This is a genomic window from Bradyrhizobium sp. WSM4874, assembly GCF_055811835.1.
This window is the reverse complement of the sequence record NZ_JBVVPR010000007.1, coordinates 23943-42669: the sequence shown is the minus strand read 5'-3', so window position 1 is coordinate 42669 and position 18727 is coordinate 23943. Positions and strand designations below refer to the sequence as shown.

At 63.5% G+C, this 18727-nt stretch carries 16 protein-coding genes; 14 read left to right on the top strand and 2 right to left on the bottom strand.

Annotated features, from left to right (window positions below; translation table 11 throughout):
- The gene (locus AC0L3P_RS09480) at positions 1-894 is read right to left on the bottom strand and encodes a sugar kinase (protein ID WP_007593904.1); all 894 of its coding nucleotides are present in this window, start codon (positions 892-894) and stop codon (positions 1-3) included.
- Between the two features lie 209 nt (positions 895-1103).
- Here AC0L3P_RS09480 and AC0L3P_RS09475 point away from each other — a divergent pair, with 209 nt between their 5' ends.
- From AC0L3P_RS09475 to AC0L3P_RS09435, 9 genes are all read left to right on the top strand, one after another.
- The gene (locus tag AC0L3P_RS09475) at positions 1104-1952 is read left to right on the top strand and encodes a VOC family protein (RefSeq protein WP_473301700.1); all 849 of its coding nucleotides are present in this window, start codon (positions 1104-1106) and stop codon (positions 1950-1952) included.
- 204 nt (positions 1953-2156) lie between these two features.
- On the top strand, positions 2157-2864 hold the full coding sequence (locus AC0L3P_RS09470; protein WP_473301699.1) for a TetR family transcriptional regulator: 708 nt from the start codon (positions 2157-2159) through the stop codon (positions 2862-2864).
- A 240-nt stretch (positions 2865-3104) separates the two neighbouring features.
- Complete coding sequence (locus AC0L3P_RS09465) at positions 3105-3914, top strand: ABC transporter permease (RefSeq protein ID WP_007593901.1); 810 nt, start codon at positions 3105-3107, stop codon at positions 3912-3914.
- Between the two features lie 63 nt (positions 3915-3977).
- Positions 3978-4970, top strand: a complete 993-nt coding sequence (locus AC0L3P_RS09460; RefSeq protein ID WP_473301698.1) for an ABC transporter substrate-binding protein — start codon at positions 3978-3980, stop codon at positions 4968-4970.
- A gap of 124 nt (positions 4971-5094) precedes the next feature.
- The gene (locus AC0L3P_RS09455; RefSeq protein WP_473301697.1) at positions 5095-5940 is read left to right on the top strand and encodes an ABC transporter ATP-binding protein; all 846 of its coding nucleotides are present in this window, start codon (positions 5095-5097) and stop codon (positions 5938-5940) included.
- Positions 5941-6070: 130 nt separating this feature from the next.
- A complete protein-coding gene (locus AC0L3P_RS09450; RefSeq protein ID WP_473301792.1) occupies positions 6071-7468 on the top strand; it encodes a hypothetical protein in 1398 nt (465 codons plus the stop codon).
- Positions 7465-8616, top strand: a complete 1152-nt coding sequence (locus AC0L3P_RS09445; protein WP_473301696.1) for a Gfo/Idh/MocA family protein — start codon at positions 7465-7467, stop codon at positions 8614-8616. The genes AC0L3P_RS09450 and AC0L3P_RS09445 overlap by 4 nt, the downstream gene beginning before the upstream one ends.
- Before the next feature lie 135 nt (positions 8617-8751).
- A complete protein-coding gene (locus tag AC0L3P_RS09440; protein ID WP_473301694.1) occupies positions 8752-9957 on the top strand; it encodes a dihydrodipicolinate synthase family protein in 1206 nt (401 codons plus the stop codon).
- The gene (locus AC0L3P_RS09435; protein ID WP_473301692.1) at positions 9957-10820 is read left to right on the top strand and encodes a sugar phosphate isomerase/epimerase family protein; all 864 of its coding nucleotides are present in this window, start codon (positions 9957-9959) and stop codon (positions 10818-10820) included. Before AC0L3P_RS09440 ends, AC0L3P_RS09435 begins: the two co-directional genes overlap by 1 nt.
- Before the next feature lie 136 nt (positions 10821-10956).
- Here the strand turns inward: AC0L3P_RS09435 and AC0L3P_RS09430 are convergent, their stop codons facing one another.
- The gene (locus tag AC0L3P_RS09430) at positions 10957-12177 is read right to left on the bottom strand and encodes a cytochrome P450 (RefSeq protein ID WP_473301691.1); all 1221 of its coding nucleotides are present in this window, start codon (positions 12175-12177) and stop codon (positions 10957-10959) included.
- Between the two features lie 107 nt (positions 12178-12284).
- On the opposite strand from AC0L3P_RS09430, the gene AC0L3P_RS09425 reads away from it, so the two are divergent.
- The 5 genes from AC0L3P_RS09425 to AC0L3P_RS09405 all read left to right on the top strand — a co-directional run bounded on the left by AC0L3P_RS09425 (position 12285) and on the right by AC0L3P_RS09405 (position 18629).
- On the top strand, positions 12285-12839 hold the full coding sequence (locus AC0L3P_RS09425) for a phosphonopyruvate decarboxylase (protein ID WP_473301690.1): 555 nt from the start codon (positions 12285-12287) through the stop codon (positions 12837-12839).
- On the top strand, positions 12836-13426 hold the full coding sequence (locus AC0L3P_RS09420; protein WP_473301689.1) for a thiamine pyrophosphate-dependent enzyme: 591 nt from the start codon (positions 12836-12838) through the stop codon (positions 13424-13426). The genes AC0L3P_RS09425 and AC0L3P_RS09420 overlap by 4 nt, the downstream gene beginning before the upstream one ends.
- Positions 13427-13560: 134 nt before the next feature.
- Positions 13561-14262 (top strand): TetR/AcrR family transcriptional regulator, encoded by a 702-nt coding sequence (locus AC0L3P_RS09415; protein ID WP_473301688.1) that lies wholly within the window; start codon positions 13561-13563, stop codon positions 14260-14262.
- 1 nt (position 14263) lies between these two features.
- On the top strand, positions 14264-15457 hold the full coding sequence (locus AC0L3P_RS09410; RefSeq protein WP_275170481.1) for an efflux RND transporter periplasmic adaptor subunit: 1194 nt from the start codon (positions 14264-14266) through the stop codon (positions 15455-15457).
- Positions 15458-15533: 76 nt separating this feature from the next.
- Complete coding sequence (locus AC0L3P_RS09405) at positions 15534-18629, top strand: MexW/MexI family multidrug efflux RND transporter permease subunit (protein ID WP_473301791.1); 3096 nt, start codon at positions 15534-15536, stop codon at positions 18627-18629.
- The last annotated feature ends 98 nt before the right edge of the window (positions 18630-18727 follow it).

Here is an 18727-nt window from a genome sequence, read left to right as displayed (position 1 = left end):
CTAGACCCTGACCTCGAACTCGTGCCTGACCTTGGCGATGTCGACAAGCGTCGGCAGGCCGGCTTCGTTGCCAAGACGCTGGATCTTGAAGGTCGAGGCCGCGCGGGCAAAATCGAAATGCTCACGCCAGCTTTTGCCGGGATGAGCAAGATAGGAATAGACATAAGCGCCGTGGAAGACGTCGCCGGCGCCGTTGGTGTCGATCACCCGCTCGCGCGGAATCGGCATCGCGGGCATCACCTGCACCGTTCCGGTCTCGTCGTACCAGAGCAGGCCCTTCTCGCCCATGGTGATGCCGCCGATCTTGCAGCCGCGGCTCTTGAGGTAATCCAGCATCTTCTCCGGCGTCAGATCCATCTGCTCGCACAGGCGCTCGGCAACGATGGCGACGTCGATGAATTCCAATAGCTCATGCGTGTTGGTGCGAAGGCCGCCACCGTCGAGCGAGGTCAGGATGCCGGCCTCGCGGCAGACTTTCGCGTAGTGGATCGCGGCATCGGGTTGATGGCCGTCGACATGCAGCGCGCGACAGCCGCCGAGATTGAGCATCGGGAACGGATGGATGTGGTCGTCGTCGCGGCAGCGGACGATGGCGCGCTTGCCGTCCTTCGGCATGATGAAGGACAGCGAGGACTGGTTGACCTTCCGTCCATGCAGCGAGATCGCGTATTTCGCGCACATGTCCATGAACATGCGGCCGAGCCAGTCATTGGCCGCGGTGGCGATGAGATCGGGCACGATGCCGAGCTTGGCGCAGCAGAACGCCGCGGTCACCGCATTGCCGCCAAAGGAAACCGCGTAGTCGGAGGCCACGTGCTTCTCGTCGCCGGTCGGCATGTGGTCGGTGATGAAGACGACGTCGATATAGGTCTGTCCGATGAAGAGAGCCTGCATTGCTTGTCCGTGATGCGCTTTGTGGTCCCGGCCGGCGCGCTTACTGTAACACCGGTTCCGCCGAGGGACCGCTGAAATTATTCGCAAAACCGCCGCTCGAAGCGCTTGAGGTCGGCATGCGGCCGGAATACGACCATCACCGGGCAATGCCAAGTCCGGACAAACGCCGTCTCTCGGTCCACGGTTCCGGGCCATCAACAGGGGGAAACATGATCACCGGCCTCGATCACGTCGTCGCACTGGTCAGGGATATCGGTGCGGCCAGGGCGGCCTATCAGACGCTGCTCGGGCGCGCGCCGGCCTGGCAGAACTCGGGCGAGGGCGCCGACCGGGTGCTGTTCACTCTTGCGAACATGACGATCGAATTGATGGCGCCGAACGGCTTCAGCGTGACCGCCGACCGCATGCGCGCGCTGCTCGGCGACCAGGAAGGCGTGCTCGCCAGCCTGTGCTTTCGTGTCGCGGACATGAGCAGGATGCACCGGCGGCTGGAGCGGGTGGCGCTCAAGCCGGATCCGGTTGCCGAGGTCGAAAGCAGCGACGCGGAGAGTGGCGCGGTCCTGCACTGGAAGCGGACGCGCGCCGCCACGGAGCTCACGCGCGGCGTGCGCATGTTCTTCCTCGAACTCGCTGATGAGCGTCCGCTCTCGCCGGCGACCGATATCGGGCCGATCGATGCACTCGACCACGTCGTGATCACCACCGAGGATTCCGATCGCGCCGCCGCGCTCTATGGTGCGCGGCTCGGGCTCGATCTGGCGCTCGACCGCTCGCACCAGGATTGGGGCCAGCTGATGTTCTTCCGCTGCGGCGATCTCGTCGTTGAGGTGGTGCGCCGCCCCGTCGCGGGCGGCGATTCCCTGCATGACCGCCTCTGGGGCCTGAGCTGGCGGGTGACCGACATCGACGCCACGCGCGCGCGTCTGATCGCCGCCGGCCTTGACGTCAGTGAGGTCCGCAACGGCCGCAAGCCGGGCACGCGGATCATGACTGTCAGGACCGGCACCTGCGGCATCCAGACGGTCCTGCTGGAGCGCTCGCCGAAGCCGGTGGATTGAAGTTCAGTCTCTCCCCTCGTCATTGCGAGGAGCTCTTGCGACGAAGCAATCCAGACTGTCTCCATGGTGGCAGTCTGGATTGCTTCGCGGAGCCTGTCATCGGACCGCGCTCTGCGCGGACCCGTTGGCTCGCAATGACGAAACTATGCGGCGGGCCGCCCGCGTGTTACACGGCATCCTGAGACCACCCAGCGAGCAACCGGTTTGGCGAAGGCAAAGCGAACTTTGAAATGGCAGCGCGATCCCGAGGGGATGCGGCTGCGCATTCTCGAAGCCGCCAAGCAGGAATTCTCGGCGCACGGGCTTGCCGGTGCGCGCGTCGACCGGATTGCGGCCAATGCCGGCGCCAACAAGCGGATGCTCTATTATCACGTCGGCAACAAGGATGAGCTCTATCTCGCGGTGCTCGAAGGCGCCTATGACAAGATCCGTAGCGAGGAGCGCGGGCTCGATCTCGAGCACCTCGACCCGCCCGAAGCGATCAGGCGCCTGATCGAGTTCACCTGGAATTACTTCCTGCGCAATCCCGAATTCCTGTCGCTGCTCCAGACCGAGAACCTCGCGCGAGCAAAACACCTGAAGAAATCGACCAAGGTAAAGTCGATGCACTCGCCCTTCGTCGAGATGATTGGCACCGTGGTGCGGCGCGGCGTGTCCGGCGGCGACTTCAAGGTCGCGGTCGATCCTGTCCAGCTCTACATCTCGATCGCGGGACTGTGCTTCTTCTATCTCTCGAACTCGGCAACGCTCAGCGTGATCTTCGGGCGCGATTTGCTGGCCAAGGACGCCAAGGACGAGCGGCTGGACCACATGGTCGGCCTCGTGCTGGCAGCGCTGACGGGGCGCTCCGCAGCGTTGCTAGATGCGACGAAGGCGCCGAAGTCGCGCGCCGTGGTGGCGCAGACGGCGTAGTCCATCGTCGTCCCGGCGAAGGCCGGGACCCATACCGCGTTATCTATCGATAGTGCGCGGTGCCAGTCCCGCCAACCAGCGTTCGCCAATTTCGCCCTGCGGGTATGGGTCCCGGCCTTCGCCGGGACGACACGACTTTTTGCGGAACCCCCGCACAAAACGTCGCAGGAAAACCGCTGGACAGTATTTACCCAACGGGTTAATTTCTCGCCCAACGAACAAGACGACCGGGAGTGAGACGTGGCTGAGCTGAAGCCGCAGAGTGCGGTGTCCAAGATGCTGAACGCGGCCTGGATCCGGCCGTTTTTGTTCCTGGTGTTCATCGTCGTGGCCTGGGATCTCGCGATCCGGCTGTTCAAGATTCCCGCCTACCAGATCCCGTCGCCGGGCGATGTCATTGCGGTGCTGCGTACCGATTGGCCGGAACTGCTGCGCCAGTCCTGGCCGACGACCTATGCGACCGTCTGCGGCTTCGCGCTCTCGGCGCTTTTTGGTATCCCCATCGCGATGCTGATCGCGGGCTCCAAGACAGTAGAGAGCTACGTCTATCCGCTGCTGGTGTTCTCGCAATCCGTGCCGAAGATTGCGATCGCGCCGCTGTTCGTGGTGTGGTTCGGCTTCGGCATCATTCCCAAGGTGATCTCGGCGTTTCTGCTCGGCTTCTTTCCGGTGGTGGTCTCCGCGGTGCAGGGCTTCAAGTCGGTCGATCCAGATATGGTCGATCTCGCCCGCGCCATGCAGGGCAGCCGCTTCCAGGTGTTTTGTGCGGTGAACCTGCCGCATGCGCTACCGGCGATCTTCTCCGGCCTCAAAGTGTCGGTGACGCTCGCCGTGGTCGGCGCCGTCGTCGGCGAGTTCGTCGGCTCCAATTCCGGCATCGGTTATGTGATGCAACGCTCGATCGGAACCTTCGACCTGCCGACAATGTTCGCGGCGCTCGTGATCCTCGCGCTGCTCGGCGTCATCCTGTTCTGGATTGTGGACCGGATCGAGAAGCTGGTCATTCCCTGGCATGTCAGCCAGCGCGAGGACGTGATTTTCGCCTCTTAACAACAACCAAAGCAACGAACGGCCGCCAAACGGCCGACGCAACAACGGCAAGGGAGAGTGACGATGAAGCGGTGGATAGGAGCTGTCTCGGCAGCGTTGATGGTGTTTGCGGCCATGCCGGCGCAAGCGGCCGACAAGGTCGTGCTGATGCTGAATTGGTACGTCTATGGCGAGCACGCGCCGTTCTATTACGGCAAGGTCAAGGGCATTTACGCGGCCGAAGGCATCGACCTCGAGATCCAGGAAGGCCGCGGCTCTGCGGCGACCACGCAGGCCGTCGCGGCCAAGACCGCCGATTTCGGCTATGTCGACGTGCCCACCATGATGCGCGCCGCGATCAAGGGCGCGCCGGTGGTTGCGACCGGCGTGCTGCTCCAGACCAGCCCGATGTCCGCCATGGGTTTCGCCGACAAGAACATCAGGAAGCCCGAGGACATCAAGGGCAAGACGGTGGCGATCACGCCGGCCGATTCCATGACCCAGATCTGGCCCCTGTTCCTGAAGAAGACCGGCCTGAAGGAAAGCGACTTTCAGACCGTTGCCGGTGATGGCCAGACCAAGCTCAACGCCGTCATCAATGGCCAGGCCGATCTCTTGCTCGGCTACGTCATGGACCAGTCGATGAAGATCAAGGACGCCACCGGCAAGGACGTCTACCCGATCAAGTTCGCCGACTACGGCATCAACATGGTCTCCTCCGGCATCATCGCCAACACTGATTATGTGAAAGCCAATGCCGACCTCGTCCGCCGCTTCATGTCGGCGACCACCAAGGCGGTCGAGGCCGCCGAGAAGGAGCCGAAGGCCGCGGCGCAATCGATCCTCGATGCCAACCCCAAAGGCGGCAAGATCGATACGCTGACTCAGGGTTTTGAGCTGACCATTCCGCTCTACCGCACCGCGGAGACCAAGACCAAGCGGCCGTTCCAGGTCACCGACCAGAACATGACGGACTCCGTCAATCTGATGGTCGAGTATGGCGGGCTCGATGCCAAGGCCAAGGAGAACCCGAAGGCATTCTATACCAATGACTATCTGCCGAAGAGCGGTTCGTGAAAGCAGCACATAATGCCGTCATTCCGGGATGGTCCGAAGGACCAGACCCGGAATCTCGAGATTCCGGGCTCGCCCTTCGAGCGCCCCGGAATGACGGTTCGTATCGTCGAGCGGACTTGATTCAATGAAAGCAGCAGAAGCGATACCTCCCGGCCAAGCTGCCGCGCATCTGAGACTGGTGAGCGACCGGGCTGCCGGCGATGCGTCGGGCATCAAGCTATCAGGCGTGTCGAAGACCTACCGGACGCGCGACGGCGATGTGCCTTCGTTGCGGCCGCTCGACTTCCACATCAACGACGGCGAGTTCTTCGTCGTGGTCGGCCCATCCGGCTGCGGCAAGTCCACGCTGCTCAAGCTGATCTCGGGATTGCTGCCGCCGACGACGGGCGAGATCCTGGTCGAGGGCGAGAAGGTGACGGCGCCGCACGGCAATGTCGGCATCGTGTTCCAGAACGCGCTGCTGCTGCCATGGCGCAACATCCTGTCCAACGTGATGCTGCCGATCGACATGAAGCGGCTGCCGCGCCAGACATATCTCGACCGTGCCAAGGCGCTGTTGAAGATGGTCGGGCTCGAAGGATTCGAGAAGAAGCTGCCCTGGCAGCTCTCCGGCGGCATGCAGCAGCGCGCCTCGATCTGCCGCGCCCTGGTGCATGATCCCAGGATCATGCTCATGGACGAGCCGTTCGGCGCGCTCGATGCGCTGACGCGCGAGCGCATGAATGTCGAGCTGATGCGGATCCAGCGCGAAACCCGGAAGACGGTTCTGCTGATCACGCATTCGATCCCCGAGGCCGTGTTCCTCGCCGATCGCGTGCTGGTCATGACCGAGCGACCCGGCGCGGTCGCCGCGATCTACGACGTGCCGCTGCCGCGTCCCCGTTCGCTCGACGTGATGGCCGATCCTGTTTTCACCGAGCTGGTGCAGCGCATCCGCAAGCATTTCTTTTCCCAAGGGGCGCTGGATTAGGGACGATGGGATCAGCTCTGAATTCCGGAGCGTCATGGCCGGGCTTGTCCCGGCCATCCACGCCTTGCCCCGCGCGAGAGAGAACGTGGATGCCCGGGACAAACCCGGGCATGACGACCGTCCTAGGACCATGCCGGTGCGCCTGAAGTTGCGAGACATCACCTTCTTCGAACGACCCGTGCATTTCGCGCGGCCGTTCCGCTTCGGCGCGATCACGATCAACGCGACGCCGCAGCTCTATGTGCGGGTCGAGATCGAGGTCGAGGGCAGGGGAAGCGCGGTCGGTGCGAGCGCCGAACTGCTGGTGCCGAAATGGTTCGACAAGCGGCCGGAGCTGTCGCCGGCACAGACCGTCGATGATTTGCGCCGCTCGCTGGAGATCGCGCGGGGGCTTTATCTCGCGCGGACCGGGTTCCTGACCGCGTTCGATCTGCATGCCTCGTGCATCGGTGCCCAGGTCGCAACTTGTGCGAAAAAGAACATTCCGGCGCTTGCCGCGGCTTACGGCCCTGCGGAAATCGACAAGGCGATCCTCGACGCGCTGCTCCGCGCCGCCGAGACCAATTTTTTCGACGGCATGGCCGGCAACATTGCCGGCATGGATGCGCGGCTTTCGCCCGACCTGAAGGAAACCGATCTCACGATTTTTCTATCCGGCCGGAAGCCGCTGTCGCGGGTTGCCATCAGGCATACCGTCGGCCTCGACGATACCGTCGAAGGCGAGGGCGGAGTTGCCGATGCCCGCGAGAACTCCGGTGCAAGATATTTCAAGCTGAAGCTGTCGGGTGATCCCGTCGCCGATGCAGCGCGACTGGCCCGCATTGGCAAGGAGCTCGATGCGCTGGAGCATGACTATAAGGTAACGCTTGATGCCAACGAGCAATATGCCGATCTCGCGGCGTTGCAGGAACTGATCGACCGGCTCGACCACGATACCGCGCTGCGATCGATTTCATCCAGGCTGCTCTATGTCGAGCAGCCGATGCCGCGCGATGTCACGAGACAGTCGCCGCTCGGCTCGCTCGCTGCGCGCGGCTTTATCATCGACGAAGCCGACGATTCCTACGACGCGTTTCCTGCGGCACGGGCGCTTGGCTATCACGGCATCTCCTCGAAATCCTGCAAAGGGCTTTACAAATCCATCGTCAACGCGACGCGCGCGGCGAAATGGAGCGCGGGCGGCGAAAGATTCTTCGTGACCGGCGAGGACCTGACCTGCCAGGCGGGGCTTGCCGTGCAGCAGGATCTCGCGCTTGGCGCCTTTCTCGGCATTACCCACGCGGAGCGCAACGGCCATCACTATGTCGATGGCTTTGGCGATACGCCAGCCGCGGAAGCCCGGGCTTTCGCCGCCGCGCATCCCGATCTCTACGCGGATGCCGGGCAGGGCATCCGCCTCTCCATTCACCACGGCGATCTCCTCACGGGATCGTTCAATGCAACGGGCTTTGCGACGTCGGTCCATCCGGACTGGTCGGCGCTGCGCTCGCTCGAACAGCCTAAATCACTTCAGGAGCAATCGGCATGACCACCCAACGCCTCGGCCTCATCATGAACGGCGTTACGGGCCGCATGGGCCTCAACCAGCATCTGATCCGCTCGATCGTCGCGATCCGGGAGCAGGGCGGCGTCCGCTTGAAGAACGGCGACCGCGTGATGCCCGATCCGATCCTGGTCGGCCGCAGTGCCGAGAAGGTGGAGGGGCTCGCCAAGCGCTACAACATCACGCGCTGGACCACCGATCTCGATGCCACGCTCGCCGACAAGAACGACACCATGTTCTTCGACGCCGCGACCACGCAGGCGCGCCCCGGGCTGCTGACCCAGGCCATCAATGCCGGCAAGCACGTCTATTGCGAGAAGCCGATCGCGACCAATTTCGAGGAGGCGCTCGAGGTCGTCAAGCTCGCTAACGCCAAGGGCGTCAAGCACGGCACGGTGCAGGACAAGCTGTTCCTGCCCGGCCTGAAGAAGATCGCCTTCCTGCGCGACTCCGGCTTCTTCGGCCGGATCCTCTCGGTGCGCGGCGAGTTCGGCTATTGGGTGTTCGAAGGCGGCTGGCAGGAGGCGCAGCGGCCGTCATGGAATTACCGCGACGAGGACGGCGGCGGCATCATCCTCGACATGGTTTGCCACTGGCGCTACGTGCTCGACAATCTCTTTGGCGAAGTCGAGAGCGTGAGCTGCATCGGCAACACCGACATTCCCGAGCGTTTCGACGAGCAGGGCAAGAAGTACAAGGCGACGGCCGACGACTCCGCCTATGCCACGTTCCAGCTCAAGGGCGGCGCCATCGCTCACATCAACATGTCCTGGGTGACGCGCGTTTATCGCGACGATCTCGTCACCTTCCAGGTCGACGGCACGCTCGGCTCGGCCGTCGCCGGCCTCTCCGACTGCATGATCCAGGCGCGGCAGGCGACGCCCCGGCCGGTGTGGAATCCCGACGAGAAGCGGCTGCACGATTTCTACGGCGACTGGCAGAAGCTGCCTGACAACGTCAGCTACGACAACGGCTTCAAAGAGCAGTGGGAGATGTTCATCCGGCACGTCTACGAGGATGCGCCCTACAAGTTCACGCTGCTCGAAGGCGTCAAGGGCGTGCAGCTCGCCGAATGCGCGCTGAAGAGCTGGAAGGAGCGGCGCTGGATCGACGTCGCCCCGATCAAGGTCTGAGGTCTATTGGATAAGTGTCGATGTTATTGAGCCGTCATTGCGAGCGAAGCGAAGCAATCCAGAATGCCTCCGCGGCGAGAGTCTGGATTGCTTCGTCGCTTCGCTCCTCGCAATGACGGGGAGAGGTCTGAAATCATGAACAAGCCCGTCCAGCCCAAGCCCGTCCCATCAACGTCGTCGTTGTCGCTCAAATTGCCGAAGGCCGATCGCTCGATCGAGACCTACCGGCTTGCTGCATCGCGCACCTTTCCTGCGAAGCTCGAGGGCCCGCTGAACCGCATCGCGTTCTCGGCCGTTCACACCGTGACCGATCCCTTCGCCGACAACGACCCGTGGCTGTCCGCTGCCGTCGACTGGGACAAGACCATCGCCTTCCGCGAGCACGTCTGGGACCTTGGGCTTGGCGTTGCGGAAGCCATGGACACCGCGCAACGCGGCATGGGGCTGGATTGGCCGACCTCGCTGGAGCTGATCACGCGCTCGGTCGCCGCCGCCAAGCGACGCAACGCGCTGGTGTTTTCCGGAGCGGGCACGGACCATCTCGCGGTCGAGGACGCCAGGAATCTCGACGACGTGATCCGCGCCTATGAGGAACAGATATCGGCGGTCGAGAAGGTCGGCGGCCGGGTCATTTTGATGGCGTCGCGCGCGCTGGCGAAGCTGGGCCGTAACGCCGACGATTACGCAAAGGTCTACGACCGCGTGCTGTCGCAAGTTCGCGAGCCCGTGATCATCCATTGGCTCGGCGACATGTTCGATCCGGCGCTGACGGGATATTGGGGCACCAACGATCTCGACAAGGCAATGGATATTGCGGTCGCCATCATCAACGGCAACGCCGCCAAGGTGGACGGTGTCAAGGTTTCGCTGCTCGACAAGCAGCGCGAGATCGACATGCGCCGTCGTCTCGACAAGCGCATCAAGATGTACACCGGCGACGATTTTAATTATGCGGAGCTGATTGCCGGCGACGAACAGGGCTTTTCGCACGCGCTGCTCGGGATCTTCGATGCGATCGCGCCGGCGGCGTCCTACGCCTTATCGCAGCTGGCAGCGGGTGACGAAGCTGGCTTCCACGACGTACTGGGGCCGACGGTGCCGCTGTCGCGGCACATCTTCAAGGCGCCCACGCGGTTCTATAAGACAGGCGTTGTGTTCATGGCCTATCTCAACGGCCACCAGGACCATTTCACCATGGTCGGCGGGCAGGAGAGCACGCGCTCGATGCTGCATCTGGCCGAGCTGTTCCGGCTGGCCGACAAGGCCGGGCTGCTCGCCAATCCGGAGCTGGCGACGCGGCGGATGAAGGCGGTGCTCTCAACGCACGGAATCGAATCCTGATGCGTGATTTCTCGTCCGATCATCGCTGGCTGTCGCTCAACACGGCAACGATCCGCAAGAAGGGTGACCTCGTCGAAATCATCGACGCCTGTGCCAGGCATGGCATCCGTGCCATCGACCCATGGCGCGACCAGGTCGCAGCCGTCGGCCTCGATCGTGCCGCGCGCGCGGTGCGCGATGCCGGTCTCGACCTGTCGGGCTATTGCCGCGGTGGCATGTTCACCTCCGATACGTCGCGTCGCGGCGAGGTGCGCGACGACAACCGGCGCTGTGTCGACGAAGCCAAGGCGCTTGGCGCGCCCTGCATTGTGCTCGTCGTCGGTGGCCTGCCGCAATATTCGCGGCCGGGCAGCGAGGCGTCAAAGGACATCGCGGGCGCGCGGACGCAGGTCGAGGAAGCGCTCGCTGATATGCTCGATTATGCCAAACAGGCCAGGCTGCCGCTGGCGATCGAGCCGCTGCATCCGGCCTATGCGGCGGACCGTGCTTGCGTCAACACCACGAAGCAGGCACTCGACATCTGCGACCGGCTCGATCCTGATCGCAGCGGCATGCTCGGCGTCGCACTCGACGTCTATCACATCTGGTGGGATCCGGAGCTGATGGGGCAGATCGCGCGCGCCGGCCAGGATCGCCTGCTCGCCTTCCATGTCTGCGACTGGCTGGTGCCGACCAGGGACATTCTCAACGACCGCGGCATGATGGGCGATGGCGTGATCGATATCAAATCGGTGCGCGCAGCGGTCGAGGCGCAGGGCTTTGCCGGCTATTCGGAGATCGAAATCTTCTCCAACGACTGGTGGAGCAAACCGATGGATGAGGTGCTGCAAACCTGCATCGCGCGGCACAAGACGGTGGTTTAGGCGTTCCGGAATTTGTTGCGCCCAGCGGCGCCGATGGCCTGAGATGTCAAATGGTTGCGCGGGATCACCGGCGCATCGCGCGCCGGTAACCCTCTACTGTGCATGGGGTTGTTTTCGCGTTTTTTTGTTTGAGGCCTCAGCCGATCGCGCAAGGCACGCTCAAAAAGCCGCGGAAGCGCACCCGTCCCCCCCTGACCGGCTGTCCGCTCACGGCGTAGTTCGGGAAGCGCGCCAAAAAGCGTGAGACCGCGATGGCTCCTTCCAGTCGGGCCAGCGCCATGCCGGCGCATTGATGCGCGCCCGTGGCGAAGGCGAGATGCCGGTTCGGCGTGCGCGCGATGTCGAATCTCTCCGGGTCCGGAAACTGCGCGGGATCGCGGTTGGCAGCGCCGATGCACAGCGTGATCGACGTGCCGGCATCGAGCGTGACGCCGCCGAGTTCGACCCGCTCCGTGGTCATGCGGTTGCCGAGCTGGTTCGAGCTCTCGTAGCGCAGCATCTCTTCGACCGCAGTCTTGATCAGCTCGGGGTTGTCGATCAGCCGCCGCTTCTGATCCGGGTTCCGGTCGAGCGCCACGAGGCCGTTGCCGATCAGGTTGGTGGTGGTCTCGTGGCCGGCATTGAGCAGGAAGATGCAGTTGTGCAGCAACTCCTTCTCGGTCAGCCGCTCGCCGTTGCCTTCTCCCTGGATCAGCCGTGTCAGCACGTCGCGCTCGGGGTTGCCGGGCTTCGCTCGTCGGCGTGCGACCAGCGTTTCGAGATAGGCGAGAAAATCCGTCACGGCCCTGTTGCCGCGGGCGGCGACTTCAGGCGACACCACCGGTTCGAGGGCGCCCAGAATCGCCAGCGACCAGTCGCGCAGCGGCGCGCGCTCGTCATGGGGCACGTCGAGCAGATTGCCGATCACCTCGATGGGGATCGAGGCGGCGAAATCCTCGATCAGCTCGCAATCACCTTTGGCGGCGATGGCGTCGAGCAGGCCGTCGACCAGCTTGACGATATCAGGCTCCATCCCCGCGATCGCGCGCGGCGACAGCGCGCCCATGATCAGGCGCCGCACGCGCGTATGGGCCGGCGGGTCGTTGAAGACGAGGCTCGTGGTGTGGTGCTCGTAGAGCGGGGTGTCGCCGTATTTCGGCGCGAACTCGCGCTTCTTGTCCGAGCTGAACGATTTTGTGTTCTTGTAGGTCGTGACGAGATTGTCATAGCGGGTCAGGAACACGGTGCCGTTGCGCAGGCGCTTGACCGGCTCGTTCTCCCGCAGTGCACGATAGGTCGGGTAGGGATCGTCGTAGAATTCCGGCGTCAGCTTCTCCAGATCGAAACTGGCCGCCAGTTCGTTCGCACTTGCGTTCATGCCGCCATACTCGCCGGTTGAGTCCGATATGCTGTATTCGCTCTTTTGAGAGGCTCGGTTCACCGTCTACAGTCGAGCCGCGATTTGCAAGCCGACCGGACAGGAAAATGCACGCCCGCGCTGACGCTGCCGAAACGGCCGCCGAGTCCAGCACTCATTGGCCCGACGATATTTTCGCGACCTTGCAACGCTTCGACGTCCGGCAGGTGCCCTACGTGCCCGACGCCGGTCATTCGAGGCTGATCGAGCGCGTGCTGGCCTCGTCGACGATGCGTGGCATTTCGCTGACGACGGAGGAGGAGGGCGTGGCGCTGCTGGCGGGCGCCTGGACCGGCGGACAGCGCGGTGTGCTGTTGATGCAGTCGAGCGGGGTCGGCAATTGCATCAACATGCTGTCGCTGATCCCGATCCTGCGCTTTCCCTTCCTCACGCTGGTGACCATGCGTGGCGAGTGGGGCGAGTTCAATCCATGGCAGGTGCCGATGGGATCGACCACCCAAGGCGTGTTCGAGCTCTCGGGTGTCAAGGTGCTGCGGGCGTCTAACGCAGCCGAGGTGCCGGCCGTGCTCGAGGCGGCGGCCGCGCAGGCCTATAACGCGCTCACGCCCACCGCCGTCCTGCTATCGCAGCGCCTGATCGGCGCCAAGGTTTTCACCAAATGAGCAAGGCCAATCTCCTCGATCGCCGTCAGGTGGTGACCACGCTTCTCGCGGACCGCAAGGATGTGGTTGCGATCGGCGGCCTCGGCGCCTCCACTAACGATATGTGCGCGGCCGGCGACCATGCCCGGAATTTCTATCTCTGGGGCGGCATGGGCGGGGCGGCGATGATCGGCCTCGGGCTTGCCCTGGCGCAGCCGAAATTGCCGGTGCTGGTCATCACCGGCGACGGCGAGATGCTGATGGGCCTGGGCAGCCTTGCCACCATCGGCCTCCAGAAGCCGTCCAACCTCTCGATCGCGGTGCTCGACAACGAGGCCTATGGCGAGACCGGCGGCCAGACCAGCCACACCTCCGTCGCTGCCGACCTCGTCGGCGTCGCCCGGGCCTGCGGCATCGGGGATAGCCGGTCTGTCACGACCATGGCCGAGGTCGAGGCCTTCGCCAAAGCCGTCCACGACGTCACGGCCGGGCCGCGCTTTGCAAATGTGAAGATCGACAGCACCAATCTGGAGCGGATTTTGCCGAGCCGGGATGGGACTTACATTCTCAACCGGATTCGCGGCGACCTCGGCTTCCAGCCGATCTAGGCGATCCTTCCGGCGCCTCCGTCCTGCACGGAGGCCGTGTGGGCGCGGCGAATTTCCACTGAAATTACAACGCACTCAGGTTGCGATGCAGCATAGTGCTTGACTTTTGCGTGGGTGAGTGCTTACTCACTAGCATGAGCTCATTGCGTATGACGAGCGACCTGAGGCGTCAATTGATCCTCGGCGCCGCAAAGCGTTGCTTTGCCCGACACGGCTATACCGGCACCACGACCAAGAGCGTGGCGGCCGCCGCTGCCATTTCCGAAGCGCTGCTGTTCAAGCATTTCCCGTCCAAGGCCGCGCTTTACGCCGAAATCCTCAGCGACGAATGCGAGGCGGACCCGGCGCTCATGGAGCTGCTCGAACGCGAGCCGTCGACCGCGACGTTGGTCGAAGTGATCCGCGGCATGGTCGGGCATTTCATGCACATCGCCGACGGGCCCGACCAGGAAGAGGCCCAGCGGCTGCGATTGATGGCCACGAGCCATTTGGACGATGGCGAATTCGCGCGTTTGCTATATGCCAAGATCGAGACGCTGATCGGGGCGGCCTTCGTCGCCTCGCTCGAGCGTGCGGTTGCCGCGAGGGACGCGCGGCCATACAGCGGCGAACCGCTCAACCTGTTCTGGTTTGCGCATCACACTGTGATGACGGCTGCGCTGACCAGGCTGCCGGCCACGCCGTGTCTCGCTTACGGCAAGGCGAACGACCTCGAGCGGCAGCTCTGTGAGTTTCTCCTGAGGGGTATCGGACTTAACGACGCCGCAATTGCTGCGCATTTGGGCCGCGATCAGGCCGCGTGTGCGGACAAGACGGCGATTGCAGAGAGTGCATGACATGAACATCGTCACCGAACACAAGATTTCGGGCGAACCGATCGATAACAAGGCTCCCAAGCGTCCGGTCCGGCCGGTGCTCTGGTTCATCATCGTCGGCACGCTTCTGGCCGTGCTCGTCGGTGGCCTCGTCTGGTTCAATTTTTTCCGCGGCCAGATGATCAAGCAGTTCTTCGCCAACAACAAGCCGCCGCCGGTTGCGGTCAGCGCCGCCGAGGCGAAGTCCGAGGTTGTGCCGAATCTGTTGACCGCCGTCGGCGGGCTGTCCGCCGTGCACCAGGTCGACGTCAGCGCCGACGTCAACGGCCGCGTCACCGAGATCAAGTTCGAGCCGGGTACGCATGTCGAGGCCGGCACGCCGCTGGTGCAGATGTTCGACGCACCGGAGCAGGGCGACCTTGCCAATTACAAGGCGCAGTCCACCGTCGCACAGCTGTCGCTCGACCGCGCCAAGCAACTGGCGTCGCGCCAGTTCGGCCCGCAGGCAACCGTCGACACCGCGCAGGCCGCGTACGATCAGGCGCTGGCGGGTATCGCCAAGACCGAAGCGTTGATCTCGCAGAAGCTGGTCCGTGCACCGTTCTCCGGCGATCTCGGCGTCCGCAAGGTCGAGGTCGGCCAGTATCTGACCGCCGGCACGGCCATCGTTTCGCTGACGGATCTGTCGGAGCTGTGGGCCAACTTCACGGTGACGGAAAAGGACTCGGGCAATCTCAAGGTCGGTCAGCCGGTCCGGCTGAAGGTCGACGCCTATCCCGGCCGCACCTTCGACGCCAAGATCACCACGATCGAGCCGCAGATCTCGGCCGACACCCGCAACATCCGCGTGCAGGCGACCATCTCCAATCCGGAGAAGATCCTGAAGCCCGGCATGTTCGTGACCACCACGGTGGTGCTGCCGGACAAGCCGGCCGTGGTCACCGTGCCGGAGACGGCGGTCGACTACACGCTGTACGGCGACTCGGTGTTCGTGATCACCGAGAAGAAGGAAGCTGACGGCAAGACCAGCCTGAGCGCGGTGCGCACTTTCGTGCAGACCGGCAACCGGGTCGAAGGCCGCGTCGAAATCGTCAAGGGCGTGAAGCCCGGCGACAAGGTCGTCGCCGTCGGCCAGCTCAAGCTGCAATCGGGCGCGGCGGTGTCGATTTCGACCGACCCGGCTCCGCAGATCCCGGCGCAGCCGCCGCGCTACTGACATCGTACACGTTGCAGCATGATCCGGCACGGCCGGGTCATGCGCTTTGCAAGTCAAAGAAATCGAGATCGCCGCGATGCGCTTTACTGATATTTTCATCAAACGCCCGGTCCTGTCGGTCGTCGTCAGCCTGCTGATCCTGCTGATCGGCCTGCGCGCGGCGACGACGCTGCCGATCCGGCAATATCCGAAGCTGTCGAACACGGTCATCAACATCACGACCGTCTATCCGGGCGCGTCCGCGGACCTGATCCAGGGCTTCATCACTACTCCGATCGAGCAGGCGGTCGCTTCCGCCGAAGGCGTCGATTACATCACCTCGTCCTCGGTGCTCGGCACTTCGACGATCCAGGTCTACATCAAGCTGAATTTCGATCCGAACCAGGCGCTGACCGAGGTTCTGGCCAAGACGAACTCGGTCAAATATTTGATCCCGAAGGAATCCAACGACCCGATCGTCACCAAGACCACGGGCCAGACCACGGCCGTGATGTATCTCGGATTCTCGTCCGAAGAGCTGTCGGGCTCGGCGATCTCAGACTATCTGACGCGCGTTGTGCAACCGGTGCTGTCGACCGTCGATGGCGTGGCCTCCGCCGACATTCTCGGCGGCCAGACCTTTGCGATGCGGCTGTGGCTTGATCCCCTGAAGATGGCGGGCCGCAACGTGTCGCCTGCGGATGTCGCGACCGCGATCACCGCCAACAACTTCCAGTCCGCGGCGGGGCAGACCAAGGGCTATCTCATCGTCTCGAACGTCTCGACGAATACCGGCCTGACCGACGTCAACCAGTTCAAGAAGATGATCGTCAAGGCCAAGGACGGCGGCTTCGTGCGCATGGAGGACATCGCCACCGTCGAGCTTGCGGCCCAGAGCACGGACGCGAGCGTCGCCTTCAACGGAGAGCACGCCATCTTCATCGGTGTGCAGGCAACGCCGCAGGGCAACCCGCTGACGCTGGTCAAGGGCGTGCGGGCGCTGTTCCCCGAGTTGGAGCGCAATCTGCCGCCGTCGATGAAGATGAAGGTCGCCTACGATTCGACCAAGTTCATCCAATCCTCGATCGACGAGGTCGAGAAGACGCTGGGTGAAGCCGTGATCATCGTGATCGTGGTGATCTTCCTGTTCCTGGCGTCGTTCCGTTCGGTCATCGTTCCCGTCGTCACCATCCCGCTGTCGATGATCGGCGTCTGCACGCTGATGCTGGCGCTGGGCTTCAGCTTCAACCTCTTGACCCTGCTCGCGATGGTGCTCGCGATCGGCCTCGTGGTCGACGACGCCATCGTCGTGGTGGAAAACATCCATCGTCATCTGGAGGAAGGGAAAACGCCGGTCCAGGCGTCGCTGGAAGGCGCGCGCGAAATCGTGGGTCCCGTCGTCTCGATGACCATCACGCTCGCGGCCGTGTACGCGCCGATCGGTTTCCTCGGCGGCCTGACCGGCTCGCTGTTCCGCGAATTCGCCTTCACGCTTGCGGGCTCGGTGATCGTGTCCGGCGTGATCGCGCTGACGCTGTCGCCGATGATGTGCTCGGTGCTGCTGAAGAACACAGAAGAAGGGCGCTTCGCCAAGCTGGTCAACAAGGTGTTTGGCGCGCTAACGCGGTGGTACGGGCGCAGGCTCGACCGCTCGCTCGACTACAAGGCCATCACCGGCCTGTTTGCGGTGACCATCCTCGGGCTCGTCGGCTTCCTCTACATGCACACGTCGAAGGAGCTGGCGCCTGAGGAAGACCAGGGCATCGTGTTCGCGGTGACCAAGGCGCCGAAATACGCCAACATCGACTACGTCGACTTTTACGGCGAGAAGCTCGACAAGGAATTCCAGAAATTCCCCGAGACCGATCTGCGCTTCGTGCTGAACGGCATCAACGGCCCGCAGGGCGGTATCGCCGGCATGCTGCTGAAGCCGTGGGAGGAGCGCAAGCGCTCGTCGATCCAGCTGAAGTCGCTGGTGCAGGCCGAGCTTTCCAAGATCGAGGGCGTGCAGGCGTTCGCGTTCAACCTGCCGCCGCTGCCGGGCGGCCCGGGCGGCCTCCCGGTGCAGATGGTGATCAACTCCACCGCCAGTTTCCAGACTGTCTATGAGCAGATGGAGAAGCTGAAGGCTGCGGCCCGCAAGAGCGGAATGTTCATCGTTTCCGACAGCGATCTTGCCTACAATCAGCCCAACGTGAAGGTGACGATCAACCGCACCAAGGCGCAGGATCTCGGCATCAGCATGCAGAACCTCGGCAGCACGCTCGCGGTGCTGCTCGGCGGCAACTACATCAACCGCTTCAACCTCGAGGGCCGTTCCTATCAGGTCATCCCGCAGGTGCCGCGCGGCCAGCGGCTCTCGCCGGAATCGCTCGCCGGCTACTACGTGACGACCAACACCGGCCAGCAGCTTCCGCTCTCGACGGTGGTGTCGATCGAGACCAAGACCGAGCCGAATTCGCTGACACATTACAATCAGCTCAATTCGGCGACCTTCTCGGCGGTGCCGATGCCCGGCGTGACCGTCGGTGCGGCGGTCGACTTCCTCGAGAGCGAGGCCAAAAACCTGCCGCAAGGTTTCAGCCATGATTATCTCGCTGACAGCAGGCAATATGTGCAGGAAGGCAACCAGCTCGCGATCACCTTCGGCTTCGCGTTGATCATCATCTTCCTGGTGCTGGCGGCGCAGTTCGAGAGCTTGCGCGATCCGCTGGTCATCATGATCTCGGTGCCGATGGCGATCGTTGGCGCGCTGATCCCGCTATTCTTCGGCGTGGCGACCATGAACATCTACACTCAGGTCGGTCTGCTGACCTTGGTGGGCCTGATCACCAAGCACGGCATCCTGATGGTGGAGTTCGCCAACGAGCTCCAGATCAACGAGCGGCTCGATCGCCGCTCCGCCATCGAAATGTCGGCTCGCATTCGTCTGAGACCGATCCTGATGACCACGGCAGCGATGGTGACGGGCCTGATCCCGCTCCTGACCGCGACCGGCGCAGGCGCGGCCAGCCGCTTCTCGATCGGTCTGGTGGTCGTCGCCGGAATGTCGATCGGCACGTTGTTCACGCTGTTCGTGCTGCCGGCGGTCTATGTGGTGCTGGCGACCGACCATCGCGCGGCGGCCGATTCCGAGCGGAACAAGCAGGTCAACGATCTGGACCTCGGCTCCAAGGCGCTCCGGCCGACCTGAGGCCGCAAATCAAGGAACCCGAGGGCGGCAGCGGCCAATCCGCTGCCGCCCTTTTTCTATTGCCTCCGGCGCGTCGGCTAGCCTTTCCCGCTCGCGAG

Coding starts and splice junctions, on each gene's coding strand:
- AC0L3P_RS09420 (WP_473301689.1), top strand. CDS start 12,836: ATGAGCAAGGCCAATCTCCTCGATCGCCGTCAGGTGGTGACCACGCTT.
- AC0L3P_RS09410 (WP_275170481.1), top strand. CDS start 14,264: ATGAACATCGTCACCGAACACAAGATTTCGGGCGAACCGATCGATAAC.
- AC0L3P_RS09405 (WP_473301791.1), top strand. CDS start 15,534: ATGCGCTTTACTGATATTTTCATCAAACGCCCGGTCCTGTCGGTCGTC.
- AC0L3P_RS09415 (WP_473301688.1), top strand. CDS start 13,561: ATGAGCTCATTGCGTATGACGAGCGACCTGAGGCGTCAATTGATCCTC.
- AC0L3P_RS09450 (WP_473301792.1), top strand. CDS start 6,071: ATGCCGGTGCGCCTGAAGTTGCGAGACATCACCTTCTTCGAACGACCC.
- AC0L3P_RS09435 (WP_473301692.1), top strand. CDS start 9,957: ATGCGTGATTTCTCGTCCGATCATCGCTGGCTGTCGCTCAACACGGCA.
- AC0L3P_RS09455 (WP_473301697.1), top strand. CDS start 5,095: ATGAAAGCAGCAGAAGCGATACCTCCCGGCCAAGCTGCCGCGCATCTG.
- AC0L3P_RS09425 (WP_473301690.1), top strand. CDS start 12,285: ATGCACGCCCGCGCTGACGCTGCCGAAACGGCCGCCGAGTCCAGCACT.
- AC0L3P_RS09430 (WP_473301691.1), bottom strand. CDS start 12,177: ATGAACGCAAGTGCGAACGAACTGGCGGCCAGTTTCGATCTGGAGAAG.
- AC0L3P_RS09460 (WP_473301698.1), top strand. CDS start 3,978: ATGAAGCGGTGGATAGGAGCTGTCTCGGCAGCGTTGATGGTGTTTGCG.
- AC0L3P_RS09440 (WP_473301694.1), top strand. CDS start 8,752: ATGAACAAGCCCGTCCAGCCCAAGCCCGTCCCATCAACGTCGTCGTTG.
- AC0L3P_RS09480 (WP_007593904.1), bottom strand. CDS start 894: ATGCAGGCTCTCTTCATCGGACAGACCTATATCGACGTCGTCTTCATC.
- AC0L3P_RS09445 (WP_473301696.1), top strand. CDS start 7,465: ATGACCACCCAACGCCTCGGCCTCATCATGAACGGCGTTACGGGCCGC.
- AC0L3P_RS09475 (WP_473301700.1), top strand. CDS start 1,104: ATGATCACCGGCCTCGATCACGTCGTCGCACTGGTCAGGGATATCGGT.